This window comes from Lachnospira sp. (assembly GCF_016290755.1).
In the GTDB taxonomy this organism is placed as follows: Bacteria; Bacillota; Clostridia; order Lachnospirales; family Lachnospiraceae; genus Lachnospira; species Lachnospira multipara.
Genome location: NZ_JAEEVD010000036.1, coordinates 1 through 24,481 on the forward strand (window position 1 = coordinate 1; position 24,481 = coordinate 24,481).

A 24,481-nucleotide genomic window follows, 5' to 3' on the forward strand; every position below is an offset into this window, starting at 1 on the left:
TTATTATCTGCGTACTTGCTATCTTTAATCATATCTGCATAAGCATCCTTTGAGAAATAACATGAATGAGCCTTTTCTCCATGTACAAGTAAAACTGCACTTCTGATCTCATTGCTGTATTTAAGGATTGGCTGATTAACAAATGACTCACAGCCGATCACATTCCAACCGCCGTTGGAATTAAGACTTCTCTTATGATAACCTCTGTCAGTCTTGTAGTAGTCATAGTAATCTTTTACAAAGAAAGGCGCATCCTCAGGGAGTGGATCTACAACTCCACCACCAAGCTTATATTCACCAGCCTTAAGGTCCTCAAGTCTCTGAGCACACATAGCAGCTTTCATCTGATATCTTGCTTCCTCGCTGTCCTCTGAGTCAAAATATCCCTTAGCGTTTACTCTAGTCATGTCATACATTGTCATAGCTGCTGTAGCTTTTATTCTTGTATCAAGAGCTGCTGTGTTTATTGACATTCCGCCCCATCCACAAATACCGATGATTCCTATTCTGTCAGGATCAACCTTCTCATTTAATGAAAGGAAATCTACAGCTGCCATGAAATCTTCTGTGTTGATATCAGGAGATGCCATATATCTCACAGTTCCACCAGACTCTCCTGTAAATGATGGATCAAATGCTATTGTTAAGAATCCTCTCTCTGCCATTGTCTGAGCATAGAGACCTGAGCACTGCTCTTTAACTGCACCGAAAGGTCCACATACTGCAATTGCAGGGAGCTTACCTTCTGCATTCTTTGGCACATACATATCTGCCGCAAGGGTAATTCCGTATCTGTTTACAAATGTAACTTTACTGTGATCTACCTTATCACTTTTCTTAAATGTCTTATCCCACTCTGTTACTAGCTTTAAATCTTCTTTTTTAATCATTTCATCAACCTCCTAAATTATTTTTCTTTCTGAATCTGTCTTATCAAAAAATCCATATTATCAATTCTTTTCTGGCTGGCATGAAGTTCATCCATAAGATGACAACGGCATTTCCGTAAGTCTCGAAGGAGCGTATCGATATCACCTTCTTCATACATTTTCTTCATGAAACATATTTGTTTATAGTCACAGCCCATATCTGAAAGGTTTTCAAGAATTTTCTTTGTTTCCATCTTATTTCTCCTTCCTAATTTTATATTAAATCCTTTACCTGATTTTCGCTAATGAATAAAATAAATATCATGATATTCATCTTTGGAATAACATCTAAAATGTCAGCTTTATGGAGATTTTCATGGAAATAAAATGGCTTTCACATAAGATGTGCAAAGCCCTGTAACGCAAAAAAGGGACCACCTTCTCGAAATTTCTTTCAAGAAAGTGGTCCCTTAGAGTCCTAAATTTCTATGCTGAATTTTTCGCTAACAACTTATAATCCTTTGACAATCTTCGTGTTTATTGGAAGAAATGTTGTCAATTTGTTTTCATTTCTCTCCGCCTTCTCTTCCAGCATCAAGCCACTCCTCTTATCCAATTAGTCAGACGCTGTCAGACCAATTATTCCATTCTTTACCTAAATACTTTTTAGAAAATCCACATCTTGTTTTAGCACCGTATCTGTTGACACTCCAAGCCAATTTTTACCAGACTTTTCAAGATCACTTAGATATTTCTTATTAGCAAAAACTCGCTCAACCCTCTTTACCACTTCATCCATCGAAGTGACATTTCTCAGAGTATTATCGGCGAAAATGTATTTTTCAATACAACCCCTAAGTTTATCAACATCAACCTCTTCCTTCAGATAATAAATATCAAACACATCTTTATATCTTGTAGAACGGCTTCCAAATCTCACAAGTGATTTCAATTTCTCAGTAATCATCTGATGTCTGGAATTAATCAAAAGGCTGACTGCATCATCCTGGAAGCCTACATCAAAAGCATATTCTTCCTGTTCAAGGTTAAGATCAGCATGAACACCTATATCCATCTTAAGGGAAAGCATTGTTCCTTCTGTATCTTCAACGGTTAGTGTAATCCTTTTCCCCTTGTAGTCCTGATGATTAAGTTCTGTGATGTTTCCTGCAATATCAATCTTTAAGCTATCAAGACAGTTCAGCTTTCCTATAAATCTTTTAATAGAATCATCCGAAATTGAATATCTTATAAAATCAAGGTCAAGATCCTGCGTAGCACGTCTGGCATTCTTAGAAATACTGCGCATTACAACACCGCCCTTAATCGTGGCATTTCTCCCCATTCCACTCTCTGCAATTGCTTTAAGCACTATATCCTGGCATAGCTTAGCTTCAGCATTTGCTTCACTATACCCTTCACCTTTAATCTTTTCTACTTCATCATGTAAATTCATTTATATCAAAGAACCTCCATCTGTATCTGATTCATAATAATTTCGCCTTTATGGAACATGTAGGCATAATCTTCTACAAGACCAAAATCCATTTCTTCGGTGATACGTCGATAATTTTGAATGATTTCTTTATAATAGTCAAAAGGTATTTTGGACCTAAATCTCATCAATTCTACCAGCATGCGTTCCCTATTATATATCCTGATGGATATATTATTATATTGCATCTCTTCAATGCCAGCCTCAAAAAATTCATCCTTTAAAAAAGATTGTTTTACGCGACTATCTCTTATCCGACTATCTTCCCTCTTTGTAGCAAGATGAAAATAATCAGGAATGACATCTGAAAGAGAGTGATAATAATATGCACTCTTATCAGTAAATACAGCTTTAGGATATTTTCTCATTATTACTTCAATATCTGATATATTACGTCTAGTAGAATATATTCCCTTTTCTTTCATGAAGATATTTCCACTAAGGATCTCTTTTTTAAGTCTATAGTCGCTCCCATATTTATCTATACATTCATTGTATGTAAGAATCATATCCATCCTCCTTTAAAGTAAATATACACACTATATTGTCCTTGTGTGTATGTTTACTTTAATTATAGGATATCCTCTACTCAATTGCAACATAAATTGGAGTAAATATACACGCTACACTCCTATAGTGTGTATATTTACTTAAGTAAAACAATTTTTTGATATGCAAAGCCCTGTAACGCAAAAAGGGACCACCCTCTCGAAATATTTTTCGAGAAAGTGGTCCCTTAGATTTTATTTCTTCACGGTCTTCATCTGTATGTTCTGCTTCATCATCACCAGCTGCTGCATTAGCATCCTGTGCTGCGAAACGCTAACGCTGATCAAATAGAACTATCTAATATCTTTATCCCAAATTAGTATAACTTAGCACCAGCAGGAATGTGGTTATCAATCATAAGAAGGTGAAGTTCTTCATCTTCTGAGTTCTTAATGTTATTAACTGCTGATAATAACATACCGCATGATTCAATACCCATCATCTTTCTTGGTGGAAGATTTGTAATAGCTACAAGTGTCTTTCCAACAAGTTCTTCTGGTTCATAGTAAGCATGAATACCTGAAAGAATTGTTCTATCTGTACCTGTACCATCATCTAATGTGAACTGTAATAACTTCTTAGACTTTGGAACTGCAACACAAGCCTTAACCTTAACTGCTCTAAAGTCTGACTTGCTAAATGTATCAAAATCAACATCCTCTTCAAATAATGGCTCAACAGCTACATTGCTAAAATCAATCTGACTATTTGGTGTAAAGAAACCATTATTGTTATTAGCTGAAGATGAGCTAGACTTTGTTGGATTAAGGCTCTTAAGTGTTGGGAAGAGAAGTACATCTCTAATAGCTGGGCTATCTGTTAAGAGCATTGTTAATCTATCAATACCGTAACCGATACCGCCTGTAGGTGGCATACCGATTTCAAGGGCATTTAAGAAGTCTTCATCTGTATGTTCTGCTTCATCATCACCAGCTGCTGCATTAGCATCCTGTGCTGCGAAACGCTCACGCTGATCAATAGGATCATTTAATTCTGAGTATGCATTACACATTTCCCATGTATTACAGAAGAGCTCGAAACGTTCTACCTTAGAAGGGTCTGTAGGCTTCTTCTTAGTTAATGGAGAAATTTCAATTGGATGATCTGTAATAAATGTTGGCTGAATTAAGTTCTCTTCAACATATTCCTCGAAGAATAAGTTAAGGATATCACCCTTCTTATGGAATTCTTCAAAAGCAATTCCTCTTTCAGTAGCTAAAGCCTTAGCTGCCTCATCATCAGCAACTTCATCAAAATCAACACCAGCATACTTCTTTACAGCCTCTGTCATAGTCATTCTTGCAAATGGCTTACCAAGGTCGATTTCCTTACCCTGGTATGTGATCTTAGTAGAACCACAAACCTTCTCAGCTAAGTAACGGAACATAGACTCTGTAAGTTCCATCATACCTTCGTAATCTGTATATGCCTGATATAACTCCATAAGAGTAAATTCAGGGTTATGACGTGTATCAACACCTTCATTTCTAAATACTCTACCGATTTCGAATACTCTCTCTAAACCACCAACGATAAGTCTCTTTAAGTAAAGCTCAAGAGAAATACGGAGCTTAACATCTTCATCAAGTGAGTTATAGTGAGTTTCAAATGGTCTAGCAGCAGCACCACCAGCGTTATGAACAAGCATAGGTGTCTCTACTTCCATGAAATCTCTATCAGCAAGGAAGTTTCTGATTTCTCTAATAATCTTAGAACGCTTAACAAATACTGCTCTTGAATCTTCGTTCATAATTAAATCAAGATATCTCTGACGATAAATTGTATCTGTATCTGTAAGTCCGTGGAACTTCTCTGGTAGGATCTGAAGTGACTTAGATAAAAGTGTCATCTCTGTAGCGTGAATAGAAACTTCTCCAGTCATTGTTCTGAAAATGTATCCCTTAACGCCGTAAATATCACCGATATCTGACTTCTTAAAATCAGCATAAACTTCATCGCCTAATGCATCCTTAGATACATAAACCTGAATCTTACCCTTTAAATCCTGAATATTAGCAAAAGAAGCTTTACCCATGACACGCTTGAAAAGCATTCTACCAGCGATAGAAACATTAATTGGCTGTGCATCAAGTAAGGCACGACGTGCATTATATGCTTCTTTCTTTGCCTGGCGATAAGCGCTGATTGTTTCATTGTCTGCACCTTCTGCAGGTTCAACAAGTTCAGGCTCTGTATAATCTTTTAAAATTTCCTTTTCATGTTCTTCATAAAGACTCTTTACTTCATCTGTGTGATGTGTCTGATCAAATTTAGTAATCTGAAAAGGATCCTTTCCTTCTGCCTGTAAATTGGCTAACTTTTCATGACGAACCTTTACTAACTGGTTTAAGTCCTGCTGCTGTTCGCCCTTATTCTGACTATTATCTGCCATGGTTACTCTCCTTTATAAATTTATATATTAACCGAAAACATGCTGTCCTCTCATATCAGAGAAGACAGCAATTAATTCGGCTTAATTAGCATTTAGTAAATAGTAATTAGTTGTTCTTTACTGCAACAATCTTATATTCAATCTCGCCTACTGGTGCTGCAACCTTAACAATTGCACCAACCTTCTGGCCCATAAGTGCTGAACCAAGAGGAGATTCATTAGAAATCTTGTTGTTTAATGAATCTGCTTCAGATGAACCAACTATTGTATAAACAATGTCACCATCTTCTGGATAATCAACATCCTGAAGTGTAACTTCACTTTCAAGCTTAACTACCTTCTTACCACCCTTAGCATCGTCCTGAATTACTTCAGCGTTACTAAGAATTTCTTCGAGTTCTGCGATCTGAGCTTCAATATCTCTTTGCTCATCCTTAGCTGCATCATATTCTGCATTCTCTGATAAATCGCCCTGTTCTCTTGCTTCTTTAAGCTTCTGAGCAACTTCTTTTCTTCTAACAACCTTTAATTCTTCGAGTAATGCTACTCTTTCTTCATATCCTTTTTTTGTAAGTAACTGTTTCTCTGCCATAGTTCTCACCTTTCGTAATAACAAAATATTTATTGGCTCCTATCCCAAAGCTCGTCACAACATTATAAACTATGCCATTCTCATTGTCAATCTTATAGCTTATAGCCTAGCTTTATTGCCATCTTTAGGATTAAGCAATTATCTCTTTTCTCATTTTCTCTACAAGTTCAACCATTGCATCAAGACTAGTCACATGATTAGCCTCATTTCTTAAGTACGCTGCATGCTTAATTCCAGCTGTATACCAGGCAAAATGTTTACGCATCTCTCTAATTCCTGTAAACTCGCCCTTGTACTCGCACAGACTTGTGGCATGTTTAATTATCATATCGCAGATTTCATCATAACTTGGCTTAGGGATTATCTCACCCGTCTCAAGATAAGTCTTTATCTCTTTAAAAATCCAAGGATTACCTCTTGCTGCTCTACCAATCATTACACCATCACAACCAGTCTCTTCAAGCATTTTCTTAGCGCTTGGCCCAGATACCACGTCTCCATTTCCCCAAACAGGAATGGACACTCTATCCTTAACCGCCTTAATAACGCTCCAATCTGCCTTGCCGGAATAGTACTGAGCTCTAGTTCTACCATGAACTGCTACAGCCGCACCCCCACACTCTTCAATGATGTGGGCAATTTCTGGGGCATTGATACAAGTATCATCAAAGCCTGTTCTGATTTTGAAAGTCACAGGAATCGGACATTTCTTAGCCATTGCTGTAACAATCTTCTCTACAAGCTTAGGATTTTTCATAAGGGATGAACCCTCACCGTTATTAACTACCTTTGGTACTGGACAGCCCATATTCACATCAATAATGTCAGGCTTTTTCTCCTCTGCAATTTTCAAACTCATCTCCGCCATAATATCCGGGTCTGAGCCAAAAAGCTGAATTGCAATAGGATGCTCACTTTTGTCCATAACCATCAGCTCATCTGTATTTTTATTGTTATATAAAATAGCTTTCGCGCTCACCATCTCAGTTACAAGATAACCACAGCCCATCTCCTTACTTAGGAGTCTGTAAGGCAAATCCGTAACACCTGCCATTGGCGCAAGAGCCACATTTGTATCGATTTTTACATTGCCTATTAACATCTTAAACCTCACCTAAGAAGAACACCTTGTAAAACATCTCAAGGGACTCTAATAACTCAGCCTTCTCCTTTTGTGCTCTGTTAACTAGCATTCCACAGGCAATATCATCGTATAAAAGGTCACCTTCGTCAGCTTGTGACTTAAAAAGAAGGTTACCCTCTTCATCAAATTCCATGCTTAAAATTCCACCGACCTCTTCAGTGAAAAGCACGCACATAATCTTTAAATCATCCTTAACATCGTCAGGAAGTTTGTCAAATTCAGGGTTAAAATAATATTTTTTATCATATGAATTTGAAACACATAAAACAATATTCTCATCAAACATAACCGTATAAACCTCTTACCGACACCTCTCCGGCTCTAATAACCTTAAGGTCGCCGTCCTTTAATTTTATTATTAACTCCCCCATTGAATTTATGCCAACGGCAGTGCCGCTAATAGCAAGCTCGCCAGATGTCACAACTTCTCTTCCCTTGTTTATTAACATAGCGTCATATTCAGTCACCAAAGATGAAAGGTCCTTTTCTTTCATAAACTTTTTGTAGAAGTAATTGAATTCTTTTGAAAATGCAACGACCAATTCACTTCTCTTAACCTTGACGCCAGTCTCTTTAAGTATTGAACTTGCTATATCGCTTAACTCCTCTGGGAAATCAAGAGTATTAACATTAAGTCCAACACCTATTACCACATAGTGGATGTATTCTAACTCAGCACTCATCTCTGTTAGAATACCGCAAATCTTCTTGCCATTTAAAACAATATCGTTCGGCCATTTAATCATACAATCTGCCTTTGGCAAGACATCTGTAATAGCTGCCTTAACTGCCATAGCTGTTACAATTGTTAGCATTGAAGCACTTGCAGGTGTAATGTCCGGTTTGAATAAAAGCGACATCCAAATTCCAGACCCACTAGGTGAAACCCAGTTTCTACCTCGTCTGCCACGACCTCCCGTTTGACTTTCGCAAATAAGTAATTTAGCCTTATCCCTAATTGTATCGCCTTGTCTCTTAGCTTCGTTGTTAGTAGAATCAATCTCCTCAAAGAAAACCACTTCATCTACAAAGCCCTCTTTAAACATAGGCTCACTTTCAATCTCATAGTCTGTTAAAATATCCGGCGCTGAATTAATATGATAACCCTTATTGCTTACAGATTCAATATCATATCCTTCAGTTTTTAGCTGATTCATCTGCTTCCACACTGCAGTTCTAGAAACCCCAAGGCTTTCACAAAGTGCCTGTCCTGAAACATATGAATCATCTGCCTTTAAAACTCTTAGCACATCTTTCTTAGTCATTAAGCTATTGCTCTCCATGTCAAAATACAAAGAATTAATAATACCACAGCCACACCTGTAAGTATGCCGCCTTTTACTGGTTCATAAGTAACGTATTTCTTTACTGCATTGCTGCCATTAACAATAGCCCCTAGAAGAAACTCAATCGGGAAAAGCACCCCGCTTCTACCTCTAAGAAAAACAATGGCAATAAATATAACACATACCGCTACTGTCAAAATAATATTTAGATAGTCAATAAATTGCTTGGTTCTTGCATAAGAACCTGTTGTTGTAAATTGCATCTTTCCTCCTTAGGCTATTGTTACTAGTCTTTTTCTTTTATTTTTGAAAATGTATCTAACTCAATTAATCTGCGTAAGCACCAAGTGTTGCTGCCATAACAGCTTTGATTGTGTGCATACGATTCTCTGCTTCAGCAAATACCACTGACTTTTCTGACTCAAATATTTCGTCAGTAACTTCCATCTCATCAAGACCGAACTTATCATGGATTTCCTTGCCAATCTTAGTCTTAAGGTCGTGGAAGGCTGGAAGGCAATGCATAAAGATTGCGTCAGATGCTGCATTTGCAAAGGCCTCCTTATTCACCTGATATGGCTTTAAGGCCTTGATTCTCTCTTCCCAAACTTCATCAGGCTCACCCATTGAAACCCAAACATCAGTGTAGAGAACGTTAGCATCCTTTGTTGCCTCAGCTACTGACTCTGTAAGAGTTACAGAACCGCCGCTTTCCTTAGCCCAAGCTTCGCACTGTGCCACAAGCTCGGCATTAGGGAAATAGTCCTTGTTAGTGCAAGCAACGTAGTGAAGTCCAAGCTTTGCACAAACTATCATAAGGGAATTGCCCATGTTGTAACGAGCATCACCCATATAAACAAATTTAACACCCTTTAATCTTCCAAGCTGCTCCTTAACTGTTAACATATCAGCTAGCATCTGTGTTGGATGATATTCGTTTGTTAAACCATTCCAAACTGGCACGTCAGAAAATTCAGCTAAAGCCTCAACTATCTCCTGACCGTAACCTCTATATTCGATACCTTCATACATGGATGAAAGCACTCTTGCTGTATCTGCAATACTTTCCTTCTTACCAATCTGAGATCCTGTTGGATCAAGGTAAGTTGTTCCCATTCCTAAATCGTGGGCAGCTACTTCAAACGAGCAGCGAGTTCTAGTACTAGTCTTCTCAAAAATCAATGCAACATTCTTACCAAGAAGTGGCTGGTCAACAATGCCCTTCTTCTTCATGTCCTTAAGCTTTGCTGCAAGATCTATTAAATATAAAATCTCCTCCGCACTAAAATCTTTGAGGGTTAAAAAATCGCGTCCTTTTAAATTCATAAACCAATCCTCCATCAAATTTACACTTACTACTTGTCTTTAAAGGCAAATCCAATCACACCTATAAAGATTACACAATTATAACCCAATTCATAAATTTATGCAAAAAAAGAGCTATGAAAACCTTAGTCTTCATAGCTCCATGTTATATCTAGTAAAAAACGTGATTTCCAATAATCACATAATCCGAAATTGAACTTAAGTTCGCACTAGATACTGTTCTAAAGGATGTATAACTACCGATGTTATTAGTTCCTGAGATAGCTGCTAAAGCTGCTGTCATACAGTCTGAATAATAAGGTCCAGTAGATATTCTGTTTGAAAATGCTGTTGAAGCACTTCCTGATCCATTAGAAACTCCTGAAAATTGTGATCTTGCATAAACAACACTCTGAATTGTGCTGCCCCAGTAACCTGAACGAAGTCTATTTAAAACTACGTTAGCTACTGCAAGCTTTCCTTCATAGCTTTCTGTTCCTGCTTCCCAATCAACTATACATGCTAATATCCAAATTTCATCATCAGATAATGTTATTGTTGGGTTATAAGTAAAACTAGTTCCGTCAATTGTATTCGCTATAATTGCTGCTTTTCTTGCAGCCTCTGCCTCTTCTGCTGCTTTCCTTGCATCTTCTGCATCTTTTGCAGCCTTTCTTGCTGCCTCTGCCTCGGCTGCTTCCTGCGCTTCCTTAGCTTCAGCTTCTTCTACTGTGTAAGCTGTGAGAATCTGTGATTCATCAAGCTCCGATGCTATTGCTTCGGCCTCATCGCCGAACAATAAATATTGGGTCTGAACATAACCCTTTACGTTACCAGATGAGATCAATGTCCATCCATCTGATACTTCTTCTGTATCAACTGCAGTGTTCTCGTATAGTCTTCCGACTAAGTCTGAATCTGCATTGGCCTCACTATAGACATCTAAGTAAGGACTTGTAATAGCAAGAGCTCTGTTATAAAAAGAGTTCTGCTCTGTCTCATATCCAGTTTCTACTTCTTCGCTAGTGTTAGCTGAATATGATGCGGTCTTAACCACGGTTTCAGTAATTGCACTTTTTTGTTCATAGGCAGTTCCAGCGTCTGCTATTACAGGTACTAACGGTGTTAAAGCAACAACCATTACTGCGCCTAAGTAACAAGCAGCCTTGGTACTTCTAAGTCTCATAAAGTATTTCCCTTTCCGGCGTTTTTTACACCTCAACAAAAATGTTACGTAATTGTTACATTTTGTTACGGGATATGTTACCAAAATTACATTATTTTGTCAAATATGTTACAAATTCAGTAAAAAAGCGGCTTTGCGCCATATTGGAATTTTTTAGTTTCCAAAATGTGACACAAAACCGCTATACTTTTGGTTGACATTTTATTTTTTAACCAATTATTTTTCATGATATTTTATAATCTTTGTCTTAATGCTTCATAGCTAAGAATTGTTGTAGCAATCGCTGCATTTAATGACTCAACTTCACCTTCCATTGGAATCTTTATAAGGGAACTTGCTAAGGCACTAGCCTTATCTGTAAGTCCGTTACCCTCATTGCCAATTAAAAAGGCTGTAGGCTTTGTAAAATCTGGGCCTGTGTAAACATTTTCCCCCTTAAGATGAGCCGCATAGGTATTGATACCTAAATCCTTTAGCTTTGAAATTGTTTCATAAAAATCTTCCACATAAACGAAAGGCACACGATAAAGGGAACCCATTGTGGATCTAATAGTCTTTGGATTGTAGACATCCACTGTGTTAGAGCTCATTATTACACCGGTTGCACCTGCTCCTTCTGCCATTCTAATTATGGTTCCAAGATTTCCTGGGTCCTGTAAATTTTCAAGACAAATAAGAAGAGGTGCTTTAATTTTATTATCACTTAAATCTTTATTAGTATTCTTTACTGATACTATATCTTCCAAGCTCTTATTTTCCATAGCTACTACCGCCATTATGCCCTGAGGTGTCTGAGTGTCTGACATCTTGCAAAATACGGTATTATCTACGATTTCTAGCTTATCATCGTTTATTAAATCTAGAATTAACTTTTCATTATCCTTATAATAGTTCTCTGATACATATACTTTTACTATTCTTTCCTTTGGAGCCTCTTTCACCATTCGAATTCCTTCTACAACAAATTCTTTAGAGGTTTTTCTCTCCTTTGCCTTCTTATTTAAATTGATAATATGTTTAACTTGATTATTACTTGTACTTGTAATCATAGGAACCTCCTATTTTTTTATACTTCTTACGCAAAACGCAGTTTTTTTGCCCATTATCAGTACCTAATGGGGGCAAATTATACGAAAAATTTTACTGCGTTTAAAAAAACGGTGCCGCATTGCGACACCGTCTAGTATAACATCTTAATAGAGTTTCTTCTATATTATATATGTTTTTCTTATTAGCTAAAATTATCTTGAAAGTAAGTTACTTACATCAAATTCATATTCGTTGATGTCCTTCTTCATAGCTAATGCTTCATCGATATCATAATCAATAAATGCACCATTCTTATAAGCTACTAATCTGTTAGACTTTCCTTCATTAAGAAGATCAACAGCATATGAACCCATGATTGAAGCATACATTCTATCCTTACATGTTGGAGAACCACCACGCTGCATGTAACCAAGGATTGTTGCTCTTGTTTCAATACCTGTTGCAGCTTCAATTCTTCTTGCCATACCAGTTGAATGACCGATACCTTCAGCATTAATAATTAAGTGATGCTTCTTACCCTTCTTACGACCTTCGATGATGTGGTTAATAATAGCCTGCTCATCACAGTCATATCTTTCTGGAAGTAAGATATCTTCAGCACCGTTGGCAATACCACACCAAAGTGCGATATAACCTGCGTTACGTCCCATAACTTCGATAATAGAACAACGCTCATGTGATGTAGATGTATCACGAATCTTATCGATAGCTTCCATAGCTGTGTTAACAGCTGTATCGAAACCGATTGTATATTCTGTACATGCAATATCAAGATCGATTGTACCTGGAACACCGATTGTGTTAATTCCATGTGCTGCAAGCTTTTGAGCACCTCTAAAAGAACCGTCACCACCAATGACAACCATGCCATCAATGCCAGCCTTTCTACAGTTCTCAACAGCCTTCTGAACACCTTCTTCTGTCATGAATTCTAGACATCTAGCTGTGTATAGGATTGTACCACCCTTCTGAATAATATCAGAAACACTGTGTTTATCCATATCTACGATTTCATTATTAATAAGACCATTATAACCTTTTTCTATACCCTTAACCTTAAGCCCCTTGTTGATAGCAGTTCTTACAACCGCTCTAATAGCAGCGTTCATTCCTGGAGCATCGCCACCACTTGTTAATACACCAATTGTCTTAATTTCCTTTGCCATATAACACCCTTTCCAATGGTTAAAAAAATATCAATCTCTATTTATAACTAACGCTACACCCTATAAAAATTTTATTTTTATAATTATTAGTTATCAACAAAATCTAACCATTTCACGTCCATTACCCTTATATGTTAACACATTAACAAAGATTTGTGTATATATTTTAATACATTTTTCTCAAAAGTTAATAATCTTAAGTGGTCTCAACATTCTTAGGTCCGTACTGCTTTCTAAGGTCTTTTATGAGCTCAGAATCTACGCCTATTTTAAGGTTATTGTCTAGGCTAAGCTTCTTTTTTTCTGCACTACAGTAGATAATTACTGAATCTTTTCCAGGCTTATTTCTTAATTTATTAACAAGAGCATCTTTAACCCCTTCGTATTCATTAAGGTCAGCAAAACGAATCCATAGCTTTCTTGGTACGCTATCAAAGCTAATTACCTTTTCACAAATAAGCTTTCCGTTCTCGTCTACATTTGCCTGAACCTTACCTGTAATAAAGACTTTGTCTGAATTCTCAATAACTGCTCTATTGTTTGCAAAATCTCTTGGGAATACTACAACCTCCACAGTTCCTACTAAATCCTCGATTGTAAGGAAGGCCATTAGCTGACCATTCTTAGTAGTCTTGATATTTCTATTAACAATCATGCCACCAATAGTCTGTCTTGTACCATCAGTAACCTTTGTTTCTCCGCTTTCCTCATCAATCTCGAAATCAAGAGTTCTTGCAGAAATGTGCTTTTTCCACATACCTTCGTATTCTTCAAGAGGATGTCCACTAACATATACACCAAGGACTTCTTTTTCAAATTCAAGAGCTAGCTCCTTATTAAAATCTGCCACCTTAGGCATTGGAATCTCATAACCTGTCTTATCTTCATCAGATACTATATCAAAAAGTGACATCTGACCTGACATAGCGTCCTTACTTTGCTTTGTAGCAGAATCAAGCATCTTATCATAAACTGTTAACATAGAATTTCTATTGTCATAAAATTCATCAAAAGCTCCGGCCTTGATGAAATTTTCCACAGCTCTCTTATTAAGATCTGTACACATTCTTGTAATAAAATCCTGCATACTCTTAAATTCACCTGATGCCTGTCTATCTCTTAAAATCGCCATAATAGTAGGACGACCAAGATTTTTAATAGCAGAAAGGCCGAAACGAATAGATCCATTTTCAACACTAAAGCCCATGTCCGACTTATTAACACTTGGTGCTAAAATGTCGATACCCATCTGACGTGAAGCATAGATATACTCTGCAACCTTATCAGTTCTATCAATTACTGATGTCATTAAGGCAGCCATGAATTCAACAGGATAGTAAGTCTTTAAGTAAGCTGTCTGGAAGGAAACCACTGCGTAACAAGCAGCATGGGACTTATTAAAGGCATACTTAGCAAAATCAATCATCTCATCATAGATTTTTCCTGCAACTTCTTCGCTAATTCCATTCTTAATACAGCCCTTAACCCCTTCTTCTTCGTTACCATAGATGAAGTTCTTACGCTCCTGCTCCATTACATAGGCCTTCTTTTTAGACATGGCACGACGTACTAAATCTGAACGACCCCAAGAGTAACCAGCAAGGTCTCGAACTATTTGCATAACCTGTTCCTGATAAACGATACAGCCATAAGTTGGCTTTAAGATAGCCTCTAGCTGAGGACAGTCATAGACTACCTTATCAGGATTATTCTTGCCCTCAATATACTGAGGTATAAAGTCCATAGGACCTGGTCTATAAAGGGAAATTCCCGCAATTAAATCTTCAATATTCTGAGGTTTTAATTCCTTCATGAAGGACTTCATACCTGCAGATTCAAGCTGGAAAATACCGTCGCACTTTCCAGTTCCAATGGCCTCAAAGACGCCCTTGTCGCTATAATCGATTTTATCTATATCAAAATCTGGATTCTTTTCTCTAACTAAATCAGCCGCATCCTTAATAACTGTTAAAGTTCTAAGGCCTAAGAAGTCCATTTTCAAAAGGCCAAGCTCTTCAAGAGTAGTCATTACAAACTGGGCAACTACTGCTCCATCAGAACCTACTGATAGTGGAACGTACTCCTCAACTGGCTTTCCACTAATAAGTACACCAGCAGCATGCATTGAAGCGTGACGAGGCAAGCCCTCTAACTTCTTAGATTTATCGATTAGTTCTTTTACCGTTGCGTCTGTCTCATACATTTGCCTTAAATCAGGGTTACCCTTAATGGCCTTATCGATTGTGATACCAATCTCTCTTGGCACCATCTTAGCAATATTGTCCACCATGGCATATGGCAAATCCATAACACGACCAACGTCTTTAATAACCGCACGGGCAGCCATTGTACCGAAAGTTACAATCTGGCTAACACAGTCTTTACCATACTTTTCAACTACATAATCAATAACGTCCTGTCTATGCTCATAGCAAAAATCCACGTCGATATCGGGCATGGAAACTCGCTCTGGGTTTAGGAAACGCTCAAAGATAAGGCTGTAGTGAATTGGGTCCAAATCTGTGATTCCCATACAATATGAAACAATACTACCTGCGGCAGAACCTCTACCAGGGCCTACCGGAATATTGTGAGTTTTAGCATAATTTATGTAATCCCAAACAATAAGGAAGTAGTCAACATAACCCATTGAGTAGATGACAGAAAGCTCATAAGCTAATCTTTGGAAAATGTTATTCGTATCCTCAGCTACCTTAATCACTACGTCCTTTCTATCCTCAACCGCTTCCTCTTCTGCCTTTTTAACGAAATCCTCCACGGATAAATCCTTGCACTGTTCAGGATATCTCTTCTTTAAACCTGAATAGCAAAGATAATTAAGGTATGTCCAGGAAGTATAGCCTTCTGGCACGTCAAAATGTGGCAATTTAGTTACGCCAAATTCAATATCTACGTTACAACGCATGGCAATCTTGTGAGTATTAGTTAAGGCCTCAGGCGCATATTTGAATAAATCAGCCATCTCTTCCTTAGTCTTTAAATAATACTGACCGCCTTCATAGCGCATTCTATCCTCATCAGCTACCTTCTTACCTGTCTGAATACATAGTAAAATGTCATGAGCCTCGGCATCTTCTGCCTTAATATAGTGTGTATCATTAGTACAAACTAGCTCAATACCCGTCTCTTTAGACATACGAAGTAACTGTGGATTAACTAACTGCTGCTCAGCTATTCCATGATCTTGTAGCTCTAAAAAGAAGTTTCCCTTGCCAAATATATCTTCATATTCCAGGGCAACATCCTTAGCCTGATCATACATTCCTCTTTTAAGATACTTTGGAATCTCTCCTGCAAGACAAGCAGAGAGTGCAATAATTCCCTTGCTATATTGTCTAAGTAATTCCTTATCAACTCTTGGCTTATAATAGAAACCTTCTGTGAAGCCTCTTGAGACAATCTTCATAAGGTTATTATAACCTTCGTTAGTTTCTGCAAGTAAAACTAAGTGATTGTACTTATCTTCGCTAGTTCCCTGACCCTTATCAAATCTTGAGCCCGGTGCTACATAAACCTCGCAACCAAGTACTGGTTTAATGTCAGCTTCCTTACAAGCTTTATAAAAATCTATAACGCCATACATAACGCCATGATCTGTTATCGCTAAACTGTCCATTCCAAGTTCCTTAGCTCTTGCCACTAATTCTTTTATCTTACAAGAGCCATCAAGTAATGAATATTCAGTATGAACATGTAAATGTGTGAAATCCATAAATATAAAACCCTTCTTAATGTCTAATAATCTATATTTGCTTGCGCATCCTCGCAAAGCGCTTTAACCCTAGGCAGAGCCTAATCTCTGACTGTGTTATTAATCAAATCATAGGACTTTCTTCTTATTATAAAGAAATAGGCCTATGTAAAAATACATAAGCCTATTATAAATCAAATATTAAAATTTATCCACGAAATAAAAACATTTATTCGGCTGTTTCATCATGAGAATCATCTGTTGAAGTTTCTTTAGAAATTTCCTCAGAAGTTTCCTCTGCCTTAGTTTCTGTCTTTACTTCTTCGTTAACATTTTCATCAGTTATAGCATCCTGCCAGATCTCTGTCTCGCTTGGACCACTAATTGTTGATGAGTATGTTCCATCTTCATTAAATGTTACAGACTCTGCAACCTTCTCAGATATTGTAAAATCCGATGTATCTACAGGTTCTGGAATACCCTTAGCCTTTCTAAAGATTCTCATAAATTCCTTACCTGTAATTGTTTCATGATCATAGAGATAATGAGCTAACTCATCCATTACATCTCTGTTATCACGAATAATCTGCTTTGCCTCTTCGTAAGCTGCCATAATCATCTTACGAACCTCTTCATCAACCTCAGCCTCTGTACTTGGAGCACAGTTCATACTTGAACGACCATTTAAGTACTGATCTTCAACAGTTGATAAAGCCACAAGACCAAATCTATCTGACATACCGTACTGAGTAATCATAACCTTAGCAAGATTTGTTGCCTTCTTAATATCATCAGAAGCGCCGTTAGTTACTGAACCAATCACGATTTCTTCAGCAGCACGACCACCTACTAATGAAACAAGGTCTGTCATCATCTCTTCCTTAGACTCTAGATGCTTTTCTTCCTCTGGGAAGTTAAGAACATAGCCTAGAGAACCATTTGTATGAGGGATGATTGTAATCTTCTGAACTGGATCTGAATTATTCTTAATAGCACGAATAATTGCATGTCCAATTTCATGGTAGGCAACAACTCTCTTTTCCTTCTTAGTAAGGACTCTTTCCTTCTTTTCCTTACCAGCAACTACCACATCGAAAGCCTTCATTAAGTCAGCCTGTGTAACCACGCTTCGGCCTTCCTTAACAGCTCCGATAGCAGCTTCATTTACCATGTTAGCAAGGTCTGAACCAACTAAACCGCTAGTTGCAAGTGCTAATTCTTCGAAATCTACTGAATCATCCATAAGGACATCCTTTGAATGAACCTTAAGAGTCTCAACTCTACCCTTCTTATCAGGTCTATCAACAGTAATTCTTCTATCAAGACGACCCGGTCTAAGTAAGGCCTTATCAAGAACTTCTGGTCTATTAGTAGCAGCTAGAATAAAGATACCCTTTGAGGAATCGAAACCATCCATCTCTGAAAGTAACTGGTTAAGTGTCTGCTCACGCTCATCGTTACCGCTTCCGTATCTTGAATCTCTACTCTTACCAATAGCATCGATCTCGTCGATGAAAATGATACAAGGTGCCTGCTTTGTTGCTTCCTTAAATAAGTCACGTACTCGAGATGCACCAACACCTACGAACATTTCAACGAAATCCGAACCTGCAAGTGAGAAGAATGGAACATTAGCCTCACCAGCAACAGCCTTAGCAAGTAATGTCTTACCAGTTCCCGGAGGGCCTACTAAAAGTGCACCCTTTGGTAACTTAGCACCGATCTTAACGTATTTATCAGGGTTGTGAAGGAAGTCTACGATTTCTGTTAAAGACTCCTTAGCCTCATCCTGACCAGCTACATTCTTAAATGTAACTCCAGTCTTTTTCTGGACATAAACCTTGGCGTTACTCTTTCCAACGCCCATTCCCATGCCCATGCCACCGCTCTTAGAAATTCTTCTATATACGAAGGCAAATACCACATAAATTAAAAGAATTGGTAATACATAAGCTAGTAAAAATTCAACAATTGCTGAATTAGAATCTGGAATGTAACCTGTAAACTCAATATCCTTTCTCTTTAATAATGAAACAAGAGAATCATCTCCAACATAACCTGTGTAATAAGTATATTCCATACCAGTTAAGTTTGATTCTTCCGTTGCATCATCTGTTGGATAGATGAGAATTCTGTCATTCTCTAGTGATACCGACTCAACCTTTCCTTCATCTATCATTTCAAGGAACTGATTATAAGTTATTTCCTTATAAGTAGCGTTCTGAAATAATGAATTAAGTAATGTTATTGCAACAAATGTAACAATAGCCGCAATTATTACGAACACTATGAGACTAGTATTCTTGGGCTTTTTGTTGTTATCACGCTTATTGCGATCATCGCGGTCATCACGATTGTTATCGTAATTATTCTCCATTTATATTCTCCTTAATATTAATATTGTTATTCAAATTCACAAATTGCGAAAAGCTTGCTAAAACACAAGTTTTATCGCGCTAACATAATTAATTATAAAGAAGGATATTTCATAAATCAATAAAAATCAAATTGATTTTCTTAAACTTATATAAAGGATTTATAGCTTCCTTATTGTAAAGCGGACATTCGGAATCCGCTTCGCTACTTCCTCATGAACGCAGTGTGAGCAAATAATAATCTTAAGTCATTAATAAAAATAATTAGCCCTCTAAAAGTTTTCACTTTAGATTATTAGTTTCTGATATTTTTTAGTAAATCTTGTGGCATTTAAACTTTGATAGGGTTATAATACCAAAGTTAATTTTTATAATTTAGTCGCATAGCGTGTCATTTTTCCAAAGAAGGTACTAATGGCACGCTTGCGACTTTTGTTTTTTGAATCGGAGGTTAAAATGGCAGTTAAGTATGTATTTGTAACAGGTGGTGTTGTTTCCGGATTAGGAAAAGGTATAACAGCCGCTTCTTTAGGAAGACTTCTTAAAGCGCGTGGTTATAAAGTAACTATGCAGAAGTTCGATCCTTATATTAATATTGATCCAGGAACTATGAATCCTATACAGCATGGAGAGGTTTTCGTTACTGACGATGGAGCTGAAACTGACCTTGACCTTGGTCATTATGAAAGATTTATAGATGAGAGTTTAACAAAGAACTCTAACGTTACAACAGGTAAGGTTTACTGGTCTGTACTTCAAAAGGAACGTCGTGGTGATTTTGGTGGAGGTACAGTACAGGTAATTCCTCATATCACTAATGAAATTAAGAGCCGTTTCTTTAGAGACTACTCAAGCGATGAAACAAAGATTGCAATTATCGAAGTCGGTGGTACTGTAGGTGATATTGAGTCTCAGCCATTCCTTGAGGCTATCAGACAGTTCCAGCACGAAGTTGGTAAAGAGAATGCAATTCTTATCCACGTAACACTTATTCCTTATCTTAAAGCTTCAGGTGAAATGAAGACAAAGCCAACTCAGGCATCAGTTAAGGAATTACAGGGTATGGGAATCATGCCAGATATCTTAGTTTGTAGAACTGAGCATCCACTTGAACCAGGTCTTAAGGACAAGATTGCATTATTCTGTAACGTACCTAAGTCACACGTTTTACAGAACCTAGATGTAGATATTCTCTATGATGCACCACTTGCTATGGAAGATGAACATTTAGCAGAAGTTGCTTGTGAATGTTTAAATCTCCCATGTCCAGAACCAGATCTTACAGAATGGAAGCAGATGTGCTATAACGCAAAGCATCCAACAAAGAAGGTTAAGGTTGCATTAGTTGGTAAATATATTTCCCTTCACGATGCTTACATTTCAGTTGTTGAAGCCCTTAAGCACGGTGGAATCACAAACCTTGCTGAAGTTGATATTAAGTGGGTAGATTCTGAAACTGTTACTAATGATAATGTTGCTGAGCTTCTCGGCGATGTTTCAGGTATCTTAGTTCCAGGTGGTTTCGGTAACAGAGGTATCGAAGGTAAGATTACAGCAATTAAGTTTGCTAGAGAGAACAAGATTCCATTCCTTGGTTTATGCCTTGGTATGCAGTTATCAATCGTTGAATTTGCAAGAGACGTAGTTGGTTACGAAGATGCTCATTCAGTGGAATTAGATCCTAACACAACACATCCAGTAATTCACCTTATGCCAGATCAGGAAGGCATTGATGATATTGGTGGTACACTTAGACTTGGTTCTTACCCATGTGTACTTAACAAGGATTCCCTTGCTTATAAGTTATATGGCGAAGAAACAATTCATGAGCGTCACAGGCATAGATATGAAGTTAACAACGACTTCCGTAAGGTTTTATCTGAAAATGGTATGCTCCTTTCAGGTATCTCACCAGACGGTAGAATCGTAGAAATGGTTGAAATCCCAACTCACCCATGGTTTGTTGCAACACAGGCTCATCCAGAACTTAAGTCTCGTCCAAACAGACCACATCCATTATTCAAGGGATTTGTTGAGGCAGCTATTAACTATCAGGAGAATAAGTAATTACAATATTAATTACATTTTCAAAGGGCTAAGACCTAATATATAACAAACTTTAAGGACATGGTGACTACTATATTTCCCTTAATATTACTAGCCAGCGAGCTTTTAAATATTAAAGGATTTGTAGTAAGTCGGCCCTGTCCTTTATTTATATCCTAAAATATGGTATAAAAAGGACATAGACTACAAACAACAGAAAGGAAATGAGAAAGACATGCGAACTTTTAAAAAATTATGTGCATGCCTTGTCTGCATGTGTCTTTTTCTTGGCACAATGACAGGATGCTCACAATCATCCCAAAGAATGATGTTTGGTACAGGTGGAACATCCGGTACTTACTATTCTTATGGTGGAATAATTGCACAATATATGAAAAACTACGCCGATGTTAAGGCAGTAGCAGTTTCAACTGGAGGATCTAAAGTTAATATTCAAAGTATTCACGACGGGGACTTCCAATTAGCTTTTACACAGTCCGACGTTATGACATATGCTTGGGAGGGAACTAGAGCTTTTGAAAATGATGGCGCTACCACAGATTTCAGAGTCCTAGCCTCACTTTATTCAGAAACAGTTCAAATTATTACAATGGATGACTCAATTACAAGTGTTGAAGATTTAAAGGATAAAAGAGTTTCTATTGGACAAGCAGGTTCAGGTGTTTACTTTAACGCTATAGATATTCTTAATGCTGCCGGCATTGATATCGACGACATTAAGCCACAGTATCAGTCCTTTGAAGATTCAAAGGAGGCTTTAAAGGATGGCCGAATTGATGCTGCCTTTATTGTATCAGGTACACCAACAACAGCTATTACAGAGCTTGCAACAACTAATGGTGTTAACTTAATTTCAATTGACGAAGAGTTACAGGAGAAGATCCTATCAGACTACTCTTATTACAAGGCTTATACAATTCCTGCTGGAACTTATCCAGATCAGGATGAAGATATTCAAACTGTAGCAGTTGAGGCAACTTTAATTGTTTCAGCAAATGTGGATGAAGAAACTGTCTATAATCTAACAGCAGCCATCTTTGACCATGTTGAGGAAATTAAGCTAGAAAACTCTAAGGGTGGGGAACTTACTCTAGAGTCTGCAACAGATATTACTACTGTTCCTTATCATGCAGGAGCTGCAAAGTATTTTGCTGAAAAAGGTTACACAGTTAATACAGATGAAAACTAAAAGGGAGGATTAAATATTGAGCGAAAACTTAAATAAGATAAACTCCACTCCGGAGGTTTCTGAAGAAACAATAAACTCTGTTATGAAAAAATACGACAGAGAAAGTAACACTCGTATTTGGGAAGGAAAGCCAAAAATCGCCATTACACTGGTGCTTGTGGCATTTTCACTTTGGTGTATTTATGTAACACTTTTTGCAACCTTCCTTGAAGAAATACGACTTACTTCTTTTATGGGACTGATTATCCTAATGGGATTTTTAATTTATCCTGCAAAGAAGGGTGAACAAACACCAAACCACATTCCATTTTACGATATAGTTTTTATGGTATTAGGTACTGCATCTTATATGTATTTTGCCTTAAATGCTAATACAATCGTAAATTTAGGAACTAAATTTGAATGGTATCAGATTATTATTGGAATCATTGCTATTGCAGCCCTTGTGGAGGTTACAAGACGATGCGTTGGTATTCCAATTCTTATTGTAGCTGGATTCTTTGTAATCTATGCCCTTACAGTAGGACTTACAAATCCAGAATTTTTAGGACGTTTAAAATACCTAGTTAGAAATCTTTTCTATACTAAGGAAGGAATTTTCTCAACACCTGTTAATGTTTGCTCGAAATTCATTGTAGTATTCATTATCTTTGGTGCCTTCCTTGAAAAGACAGGTATCTCAGAGTTCTTTATTAAACTTGCTAACAGTATCGCTGGTAGATTTGCCGGTGGTCCAGCTAAGGTAGCCGTTATCTCTTCTGCACTTTGCGGAATGGTTTCTGGTTCATCTGTTGGTAACACTGTTACAACAGGTTCTGTTACAATTCCTATGATGAAGGAAACTGGCTATAAGCCTGAATTTGCTGCGGCTGTTGAGGCTGCTTCATCAACAGGTGGTCAGATCATGCCTCCTATCATGGGTGCTGCCGCTTTCCTTATGGCAGATTTCGTTGGCGTTCCTTACTCAAGCATCATTGGAAGAGCTATTCTTCCTGCTGCACTTTACTTCCTTGGAATTTTCATTTCAGTACACCTTGAAGCTAAAAAGCTCAGACTTACTGGAATCCCTAAGGAAGAACTTCCTAAGATGAGTAAGCTTATTAAGAAAATTTATCTCCTCCTTCCACTTGTAATGCTTGTGGTTTGGGTTTCAGGAAATTATATGACAATGCAGAGAGCTGCAACATTTGCAATTCTCCTCTCTATCTTTGTTAGTTTATTTGATAAGGAAAATCGAATTACACCTAAGAAGATTTTACAGGCCCTTGAACAAGGCGGTAAGAGCGCAATTACTGTTGGTGCCGCTTGTGGTGTAGCCGGAATTATCTCAGGTGCTATTACAATGACAGGTCTTGCAAATGACCTTATTAACGCCATTGTCGGTGTTGCTGGTAACCACTTAATCATCGCATTAGTGCTTACAATGATTTGTTGTATCATCCTTGGTATGGGTGTTCCAACAACAGCTAACTACTGTATCATGGCTGCTACAACAGCTCCGATCCTTGTTAGAATGGGCGTTCCAACAATGGCTGCTCACTTCTTTGTATTCTACTTTGGTATTGTTGCTGATATTACTCCACCAGTTGCCCTTGCGGCCTATGCCGGTTCAGCAATTGCCAAGAGTAACCCAATGAAGACCGCCTTCCAGGCCTCAAAGCTTGCCATTGCAGCCTTCATCGTACCATATATGTTCTGTTACAACCCAGCAATGCTTCTTATTGATACAAATCCGTTATCAATCGCATTTATCTGTGTAACATCAGTGCTTGGTGTATTTGGTTTAGCTGCGGCTCTTGAGGGCTACTGCTTCACAGACATGAACATAGTTGTAAGATTAATCATTGCCGTAGGTGGACTTATGCTTATTCATCCAGCAACCGTAACAGATTTACTTGGTCTCTTATTATTACTTGCTGGCCTAGTTTACCTATATATTAATAGCAAGCGTAATCCTAGAGATTTAGCTTCAAGTAATTAGTTATTATTTATTATTTAATTTGAAATCATTTTTGAACGCAGTGTAAGCAATCCCCCGCTTCAAAAGCGTAAGCTTTAAGCGGGGGTATAAAGCTTACTAGTGTCAGAAGGGGTTAAAGACCCT

General features: G+C 37.6%; 19 protein-coding genes. 3 read left to right on the forward strand and 16 right to left on the reverse strand.

The features are described from left to right. From QVA17_RS08970 to ftsH, 16 genes are all read right to left on the reverse strand, one after another. The coding region (locus QVA17_RS08970) for an alpha/beta hydrolase (RefSeq protein WP_287388145.1) at nucleotides 1-890 on the reverse strand (890 nt) is incomplete at its 3' end. Nucleotides 891-907: 17 nt separating this feature from the next. After that, on the reverse strand, nucleotides 908-1,123 hold the full coding sequence (locus tag QVA17_RS08975; RefSeq protein WP_287388146.1) for a hypothetical protein: 216 nt from the start codon (nucleotides 1,121-1,123) through the stop codon (nucleotides 908-910). A 401-nt stretch (nucleotides 1,124-1,524) separates the two neighbouring features. Continuing rightward, a complete protein-coding gene (locus QVA17_RS08980) occupies nucleotides 1,525-2,325 on the reverse strand; it encodes a nucleotidyl transferase AbiEii/AbiGii toxin family protein (RefSeq protein WP_287388148.1) in 801 nt (266 codons plus the stop codon). Between the two features lie 5 nt (nucleotides 2,326-2,330). Further along, complete coding sequence (locus tag QVA17_RS08985; RefSeq protein ID WP_287388150.1) at nucleotides 2,331-2,873, reverse strand: type IV toxin-antitoxin system AbiEi family antitoxin domain-containing protein; 543 nt, start codon at nucleotides 2,871-2,873, stop codon at nucleotides 2,331-2,333. A gap of 356 nt (nucleotides 2,874-3,229) precedes the next feature. After that, nucleotides 3,230-5,305, reverse strand: a complete 2,076-nt coding sequence (gene lysS, locus QVA17_RS08990; RefSeq protein ID WP_287388152.1) for a lysine--tRNA ligase — start codon at nucleotides 5,303-5,305, stop codon at nucleotides 3,230-3,232. 106 nt (nucleotides 5,306-5,411) lie between these two features. Next, nucleotides 5,412-5,897, reverse strand: a complete 486-nt coding sequence (gene greA / locus QVA17_RS08995) for a transcription elongation factor GreA (RefSeq protein WP_287388154.1) — start codon at nucleotides 5,895-5,897, stop codon at nucleotides 5,412-5,414. A 130-nt stretch (nucleotides 5,898-6,027) separates the two neighbouring features. Then, entirely contained in the window at nucleotides 6,028-6,999 is a 972-nt protein-coding gene (gene dusB / locus QVA17_RS09000) for a tRNA dihydrouridine synthase DusB (RefSeq protein WP_287388156.1), read from the reverse strand. Nucleotide 7,000: 1 nt separating this feature from the next. Beyond that, complete coding sequence (locus tag QVA17_RS09005) at nucleotides 7,001-7,327, reverse strand: DUF6145 family protein (protein WP_027431753.1); 327 nt, start codon at nucleotides 7,325-7,327, stop codon at nucleotides 7,001-7,003. Next, nucleotides 7,320-8,306: a biotin--[acetyl-CoA-carboxylase] ligase gene (locus tag QVA17_RS09010; RefSeq protein ID WP_287388159.1), complete on the reverse strand. Its 987-nt coding sequence runs from the start codon at nucleotides 8,304-8,306 to the stop codon at nucleotides 7,320-7,322. Before QVA17_RS09010 ends, QVA17_RS09005 begins: the two co-directional genes overlap by 8 nt. Beyond that, nucleotides 8,306-8,590: a hypothetical protein gene (locus QVA17_RS09015; RefSeq protein ID WP_027431751.1), complete on the reverse strand. Its 285-nt coding sequence runs from the start codon at nucleotides 8,588-8,590 to the stop codon at nucleotides 8,306-8,308. Before QVA17_RS09015 ends, QVA17_RS09010 begins: the two co-directional genes overlap by 1 nt. Nucleotides 8,591-8,654: 64 nt before the next feature. Continuing rightward, nucleotides 8,655-9,653, reverse strand: a complete 999-nt coding sequence (gene argF / locus QVA17_RS09020) for an ornithine carbamoyltransferase (protein ID WP_287388164.1) — start codon at nucleotides 9,651-9,653, stop codon at nucleotides 8,655-8,657. Between the two features lie 151 nt (nucleotides 9,654-9,804). Further along, nucleotides 9,805-10,818 (reverse strand): cell wall hydrolase, encoded by a 1,014-nt coding sequence (locus QVA17_RS09025; RefSeq protein WP_287388166.1) that lies wholly within the window; start codon nucleotides 10,816-10,818, stop codon nucleotides 9,805-9,807. 233 nt (nucleotides 10,819-11,051) lie between these two features. Continuing rightward, nucleotides 11,052-11,867, reverse strand: a complete 816-nt coding sequence (locus QVA17_RS09030) for a TrmH family RNA methyltransferase (RefSeq protein ID WP_287388168.1) — start codon at nucleotides 11,865-11,867, stop codon at nucleotides 11,052-11,054. Between the two features lie 192 nt (nucleotides 11,868-12,059). Then, the gene (pfkA, locus tag QVA17_RS09035; protein ID WP_027431747.1) at nucleotides 12,060-13,034 is read right to left on the reverse strand and encodes a 6-phosphofructokinase; all 975 of its coding nucleotides are present in this window, start codon (nucleotides 13,032-13,034) and stop codon (nucleotides 12,060-12,062) included. 196 nt (nucleotides 13,035-13,230) lie between these two features. Then, entirely contained in the window at nucleotides 13,231-16,767 is a 3,537-nt protein-coding gene (locus tag QVA17_RS09040; RefSeq protein ID WP_287388170.1) for a DNA polymerase III subunit alpha, read from the reverse strand. Between the two features lie 208 nt (nucleotides 16,768-16,975). Further along, nucleotides 16,976-19,123 (reverse strand): ATP-dependent zinc metalloprotease FtsH, encoded by a 2,148-nt coding sequence (gene ftsH / locus QVA17_RS09045; protein WP_287388171.1) that lies wholly within the window; start codon nucleotides 19,121-19,123, stop codon nucleotides 16,976-16,978. Between the two features lie 454 nt (nucleotides 19,124-19,577). Between ftsH and QVA17_RS09050 the strand changes: the two genes are divergently transcribed. From QVA17_RS09050 to QVA17_RS09060, 3 genes are all read left to right on the forward strand, one after another. Then, entirely contained in the window at nucleotides 19,578-21,188 is a 1,611-nt protein-coding gene (locus tag QVA17_RS09050) for a CTP synthase (protein ID WP_287388174.1), read from the forward strand. 214 nt (nucleotides 21,189-21,402) lie between these two features. Continuing rightward, the gene (locus QVA17_RS09055; RefSeq protein ID WP_287388177.1) at nucleotides 21,403-22,377 is read left to right on the forward strand and encodes a TAXI family TRAP transporter solute-binding subunit; all 975 of its coding nucleotides are present in this window, start codon (nucleotides 21,403-21,405) and stop codon (nucleotides 22,375-22,377) included. Nucleotides 22,378-22,393: 16 nt separating this feature from the next. After that, nucleotides 22,394-24,358, forward strand: coding sequence for a TRAP transporter permease (locus tag QVA17_RS09060; RefSeq protein ID WP_330635180.1), 1,965 nt, complete (start codon nucleotides 22,394-22,396; stop codon nucleotides 24,356-24,358). Nucleotides 24,359-24,481: the final 123 nt, after the last annotated feature.

What these genes read in the sequence shown, in the direction of transcription:
- QVA17_RS09055 (WP_287388177.1), top strand. Translation starts at nt 21,403, where the DNA reads ATGCGAACTTTTAAAAAATTATGTGCATGCCTTGTCTGCATGTGTCTT.
- QVA17_RS09025 (WP_287388166.1), bottom strand. Translation starts at nt 10,818, where the DNA reads ATGAGACTTAGAAGTACCAAGGCTGCTTGTTACTTAGGCGCAGTAATG.
- QVA17_RS08980 (WP_287388148.1), bottom strand. Translation starts at nt 2,325, where the DNA reads ATGAATTTACATGATGAAGTAGAAAAGATTAAAGGTGAAGGGTATAGT.
- greA (WP_287388154.1), bottom strand. Translation starts at nt 5,897, where the DNA reads ATGGCAGAGAAACAGTTACTTACAAAAAAAGGATATGAAGAAAGAGTA.
- QVA17_RS08975 (WP_287388146.1), bottom strand. Translation starts at nt 1,123, where the DNA reads ATGGAAACAAAGAAAATTCTTGAAAACCTTTCAGATATGGGCTGTGAC.
- lysS (WP_287388152.1), bottom strand. Translation starts at nt 5,305, where the DNA reads ATGGCAGATAATAGTCAGAATAAGGGCGAACAGCAGCAGGACTTAAAC.
- argF (WP_287388164.1), bottom strand. Translation starts at nt 9,653, where the DNA reads ATGAATTTAAAAGGACGCGATTTTTTAACCCTCAAAGATTTTAGTGCG.
- dusB (WP_287388156.1), bottom strand. Translation starts at nt 6,999, where the DNA reads ATGTTAATAGGCAATGTAAAAATCGATACAAATGTGGCTCTTGCGCCA.
- QVA17_RS09010 (WP_287388159.1), bottom strand. Translation starts at nt 8,306, where the DNA reads ATGACTAAGAAAGATGTGCTAAGAGTTTTAAAGGCAGATGATTCATAT.
- QVA17_RS09040 (WP_287388170.1), bottom strand. Translation starts at nt 16,767, where the DNA reads ATGGATTTCACACATTTACATGTTCATACTGAATATTCATTACTTGAT.
- QVA17_RS09050 (WP_287388174.1), top strand. Translation starts at nt 19,578, where the DNA reads ATGGCAGTTAAGTATGTATTTGTAACAGGTGGTGTTGTTTCCGGATTA.
- ftsH (WP_287388171.1), bottom strand. Translation starts at nt 19,123, where the DNA reads ATGGAGAATAATTACGATAACAATCGTGATGACCGCGATGATCGCAAT.
- QVA17_RS09015 (WP_027431751.1), bottom strand. Translation starts at nt 8,590, where the DNA reads ATGCAATTTACAACAACAGGTTCTTATGCAAGAACCAAGCAATTTATT.
- pfkA (WP_027431747.1), bottom strand. Translation starts at nt 13,034, where the DNA reads ATGGCAAAGGAAATTAAGACAATTGGTGTATTAACAAGTGGTGGCGAT.
- QVA17_RS09005 (WP_027431753.1), bottom strand. Translation starts at nt 7,327, where the DNA reads ATGTTTGATGAGAATATTGTTTTATGTGTTTCAAATTCATATGATAAA.
- QVA17_RS08985 (WP_287388150.1), bottom strand. Translation starts at nt 2,873, where the DNA reads ATGATTCTTACATACAATGAATGTATAGATAAATATGGGAGCGACTAT.
- QVA17_RS09030 (WP_287388168.1), bottom strand. Translation starts at nt 11,867, where the DNA reads ATGATTACAAGTACAAGTAATAATCAAGTTAAACATATTATCAATTTA.